We start from the raw sequence: 4,460 nt of genomic DNA on the forward strand, positions 1-4,460 counted from the left end.
TAGCGCTTACGGGCGTGTTAGTCGGCATGCACCTTAAGCTTTATGCCGTAATCTTTGCGGGAACTCCAAGAGATCAGAAAATTTGGGAAAATGCAAAAGAAAGCCCGATATTTATGGTGCTTGGCATGATCGTGCTAATGATCGGCTGTATAGGCTTTGGTATCGGAGCTAACGTAGTCGTCGGCTACATCCAAACGGCCGTAAATTCCATAGGCGGCGCAGGCGGTTACGTAGCTAGCCACGGTATAAATTTGACCTCAAATTTAGGCAGCGTGGTTTCCACTCCGCTTATAGCCATCATCTTGTGTTCTACTATGGTTTTGCCTTTTGCAATCTTAGCCGTGATGAAAGCAAACCGCGAGAAACCTCGCGAGACCGATCCTTGGGCTTGCGGATTTAAGTACAGCTCTCGCATGCAAATGACGGGCGGTCCTTTCACCGGCGATCTAAGACGCATAATGAACTGGCTGTTTAAAGGCGAGAGAAAAGTCGTGACTAAAGGCTATTTTAACCCGGTCGAGTATCACAACCATCCAAAAGATATCTGGTGGGGGCTATTTTACGAGCCGGTGATTAAATTTACCGAAAAGGTCGCTGAAAAAATAGGCATAATGCAAAGCGGCTACACCAACGTTTACGCGCTATATATCCTCATATATCTTTGCGCGATACTAGCGGTTAGCTACTTTTTGATATAGGGGGCGTGAGATGGAAATTTTACAGACTATACTTTTGATGATATTTCAAGTAGTCGTCATCGTCTTGGTTGCGCCCTTGTTTGACGGTATGGCTAGGAAACTAAGAGCCAAACTGCAATCAAAACAAGGTAGCGATTTTTTCCAGACGTATCGCGACATCATAAAGCTTTTTAGACGCGGTAGAACCGTGCCTGCATGCTCTCACTGGGTATTTAGGCAGGCTCCGTTTTTCTTGTTTGCTACTTCGGCGGCGATACTAGCGGCTATTCCTATTACTTATAGTAAAAGCACGATTTTTGGAGCATACTCCGATATTTTCGTGATTCTTTACCTAGGCGCGCTACTTCGCTTTGTTTTCGGCGCTGCGTCTATGGATAGCGGCAACCCGTTTGCGGCTACCGGCGGCGGACGCGAGCAGATGCTAGCCGTCTACGTAGAGCCTGTTATGATAATGTGCCTAATCGTCGTTATGCTTGCAGCCGGAACGTCAAATTTAGTAGAAATCCAATCAATGGTAAAAAGCGGACAGATCGGATATCAGATCCCAAGCTTTGCGGTTGCTTCGATCGCGTTTTTGTGGTGCATATACGTTGAAACCGGCAGAAAGCCTTTTGACCTCGCAGAAGCCGAGCAAGAGTTGCAAGAAGGCTTGCTAGGCGAATACGCCGGCTCTGACCTAGGCCTAGTTCAAGCTTCGCTTATCTTAAAACAATTTGCGATGATCGGGCTTTTCCTTTCGATTTTCGAGCCGTGGAATTTTAGCAATCCTTTCCTTGCCGTTATAATTTTCGTTTTAAAGGCGGGAGTGTTTTACGTAGCGGCCGTGTTTATAGATAACTTCGGACCTAGGTTCCAGATGACTTCGTCCTTGCGTAAAAACGCGGTAGCCGCTCTAGCCATATCTTTCGTGGCTTTGACGCTTTACGTCGTGGGGGTGTGAGATGAATATTTTAGATACTTTGGCTATCTGTATGATGGTAACGTCTTTGGCGGTTTTCGGGCTAAGAAGCCTAAAACTATCCGTCATAGTTTATGGAGTTCAGACGCTGCTATTAGTCGGGATATTTTTTGCGTTGTCGTCTAAATTTAACGCCGAGCAACTATCTACGTGGGCGGTCGTGGCGTTTTTTACGAAGGTTTTATTCGTGCCTGCGATCTTGCTTTGGCTTATTAAAAATCTTGGCGTCGTGCACGAAGACGAGCCTGTAGGCGGCTTTTTCGTTAGCCCCGTTATAGCGATGGGTTTTAGTTTGGCTTTGGCGATGAGTATTAATCCGATATTTTTGGAGTTTTCGCTTATTAAAGAAGAGATAATGCTACTAGCCGCGGTTTGCGTGTTTATGATGGGGGTTTTTGGCTTTATGCTTAGAAACTCGTTTATCAAGCAAATTTTAGCCTATTGCCTTTTTGAAAACGGCATACATCTAAGCCTAGCGCTCATGGCTTACAACTCAAACGAGCTTGTCGAGCTTGGAATTTTAACCGACGCGATTTTTGCGGTTATCATTATGAGCGTTTTAGCGATTAGATTTTATAAAGCATACGGCAGCCTTGACACGTCTAAGGCTACGAATTTAAGGGGATAGAGATGGATAGTTTAACTTTGATATTAATTTTACCGCTTCTTGGAGCGATACTGCTATTTTTCTCTCCGAAAAATTACGCTTTTTTGAGTTTGCTTCACGTAGCAGTTAGCGCGGTTACGTCTTTAGCCTTGCTATTTAACGTAAGCAAGGTTTTAACCGGCGGTACGTTTTATGCGCACGATAAATTTTTGTTTCTAGACAGCCTTGGCTGCGTATTTTTGATACTTATCGCGGTTACCGGCTTACTCGTAAATTTATACGCGACCCACTATATGAGATGGGAGCTTGAAGAGGGACATATAAATTTAAGCGCGCTTAAGAAATACTACGCGCTTAGCCACGTGTTTATCTTTACGATGAGCTTAAGCGTCATCTGTAACAACGTCGCGTTTATGTGGGCTGCAATCGAGGCTACTACGCTTTCATCAGTGTTTCTAGTAGCGATCTTAAAAGATCAAAAATCAACCGAGAGCGGCTATAAATACATAGTCCTTTGCTCTATCGGCCTAGCGTTCGCGCTTTATGCGACCGTGCTTCTTTACTCTGCGACCTTTGCGGAGATAAAAGACGGCGAGGCAGCGATGCTATGGACCGGCATAATGGCAAATGCTAAAAATTTAAACCATGACGTTGCAAAGCTAATCTTTGTCTTTGCGCTTATCGGATTTGGCACCAAAGCCGGCCTTGCTCCTACTCACACCTGGCTTCCCGACGTTCACGCCCAAGGCCCAGCCCCGATTTCGGCTCTACTTTCAGGCGTTTTGCTAAAGTGCGCGATGCTAGCTTTATTTAGATACTACGCTATCGCGGCTCAAGCTACCGGTATGGAGTTTGTTCAAAGCGTGATGATAGTTTCCGGTCTTATTACGCTATTTGTGGGCGGAATTTTCCTAATCAGACAACACGACGTAAAAAGGATGTTTGCCTACCACTCTATCGTGCATATGGGCGTTATAGCTTTTTCTTTGGGAGTCGGCGGATTTTTCGGGCTATTTGCGGCGATTTTTCACTGCCTAGCTCACAGCTTTACCAAGGCTCTCGCGTTTTGCTCAACGGGCAATATCGCTAGAATTTACGGACACAAAGATATGAGCAAAATGGGCGGTATGATAAAGATAGCTCCCGTAACTACGATGATGTTTGGCGCTGCGGTTTGCTCGCTGGTAGGCGTGCCCGCGTTTGCGATATTCGTTAGCGAATTTAACGTCTTCGTCGGCGCCGTAAATAGCGGTCAATACTTTAGCGTCGCTTTATTTGCGATAGCTCTTGCCATCATCTTTATCGCGGACTTCTCGCACTTTAACTTAGCAAGCTTCGGCGAACCTAAAGGCGCGGTCGTTCATAATAAAGAGATGAGTATATTAGAAAATTTACCGCTTATCCTGCTTTGCGCTTTGATTATAATCTTTGGCGTTTGGCACGTGGATAACTTTTATACGCTGGTTGAAAACGGCGTTAAGATAATAACTGGAGAACTATTATGAGAGGCGATAAATTCGTTGAAATTTTAAAAACAAAGGTAAAGGTTCTAGAAGTAACCCGCCAAGCCGACGATCAAATTACTGTCCTAGTGGACAGAAACGATCTTCCGCTTGCGGTTAAGACCCTTTACTACGATATCGGCGGTTTCATCTCTACGATGATACCTAGCGACGAGAGGACTATAAACGGCTGTTTTGCGCTTTACTACGCTTTATCTATGGAGGGTGGCAAGATGACGGAAGAAGACGACTTTGCTGCCGAGGATAAGTGCTTTATCACCGTTAAAACGCTAATTCCCGGCGTCGATCCGACTTTTCCGTCGGTTACGCCGCTAGTGCCTGCTTGCGTTTGGTACGAAAGAGAAGCCTACGATATGTTCGGCCTAGTAGCCGAGGGTTTACCCGATAAGCGTAGATTGGTGTTAAGCGACGATTGGCCTGACGGCCTTTATCCGCTTAGAAAAGACGCGATGGACTACCGCTACCGCCCTGATCCAGTCGCTCACCAAGATGAGCCAGATACCGAGTTTTTATTTCCAAAAGGCGATAGCGTCATCGACGTGCCGCTTGGGCCTTTGCACGTAACTAGCGACGAGCCGGGACACTTTAGGTTATTTTGCGACGGCGACGAGATCATAGATGCGGACTACCGCCTCTTTTATCAGCACCGCGGTATGGAAAAGCTAGCCGAAAAC

4 protein-coding genes and 1 pseudogene are annotated in these 4,460 nt (G+C 45.9%); all 5 read left to right on the plus strand.

Annotation, left to right across the window (positions count from 1 at the left end; genetic code table 11):
• Nucleotides 1-698 (plus strand): annotated as a pseudogene (locus tag Q0314_RS11010) (hydrogenase 4 subunit B); the annotation flags it as partial.
• A 10-nt stretch (nt 699-708) separates the two neighbouring features.
• Complete coding sequence (locus tag Q0314_RS11015) at nt 709-1,638, plus strand: NADH-quinone oxidoreductase subunit H (protein WP_298059013.1); 930 nt, start codon at nt 709-711, stop codon at nt 1,636-1,638.
• A 1-nt stretch (nt 1,639) separates the two neighbouring features.
• Nucleotides 1,640-2,284, plus strand: coding sequence for a hydrogenase 4 membrane subunit (hyfE, locus tag Q0314_RS11020; protein WP_298059015.1), 645 nt, complete (start codon nt 1,640-1,642; stop codon nt 2,282-2,284).
• 2 nt (nt 2,285-2,286) lie between these two features.
• Nucleotides 2,287-3,768, plus strand: a complete 1,482-nt coding sequence (locus Q0314_RS11025; RefSeq protein WP_298059017.1) for a hydrogenase 4 subunit F — start codon at nt 2,287-2,289, stop codon at nt 3,766-3,768.
• On the plus strand, nt 3,765-4,460 hold a 696-nt coding region (locus tag Q0314_RS11030), incomplete at its 3' end, for an NADH-quinone oxidoreductase subunit C (protein ID WP_298059018.1). The genes Q0314_RS11025 and Q0314_RS11030, both read left to right, overlap by 4 nt.

The organism is uncultured Campylobacter sp. (assembly GCF_938040115.1).
In the GTDB taxonomy this organism is placed as follows: Bacteria; Campylobacterota; Campylobacteria; order Campylobacterales; family Campylobacteraceae; genus Campylobacter_A.

What these genes read in the sequence shown, in the direction of transcription:
- Q0314_RS11015 (WP_298059013.1), top strand. Translation starts at nt 709, where the DNA reads ATGGAAATTTTACAGACTATACTTTTGATGATATTTCAAGTAGTCGTC.
- hyfE (WP_298059015.1), top strand. Translation starts at nt 1,640, where the DNA reads ATGAATATTTTAGATACTTTGGCTATCTGTATGATGGTAACGTCTTTG.
- Q0314_RS11025 (WP_298059017.1), top strand. Translation starts at nt 2,287, where the DNA reads ATGGATAGTTTAACTTTGATATTAATTTTACCGCTTCTTGGAGCGATA.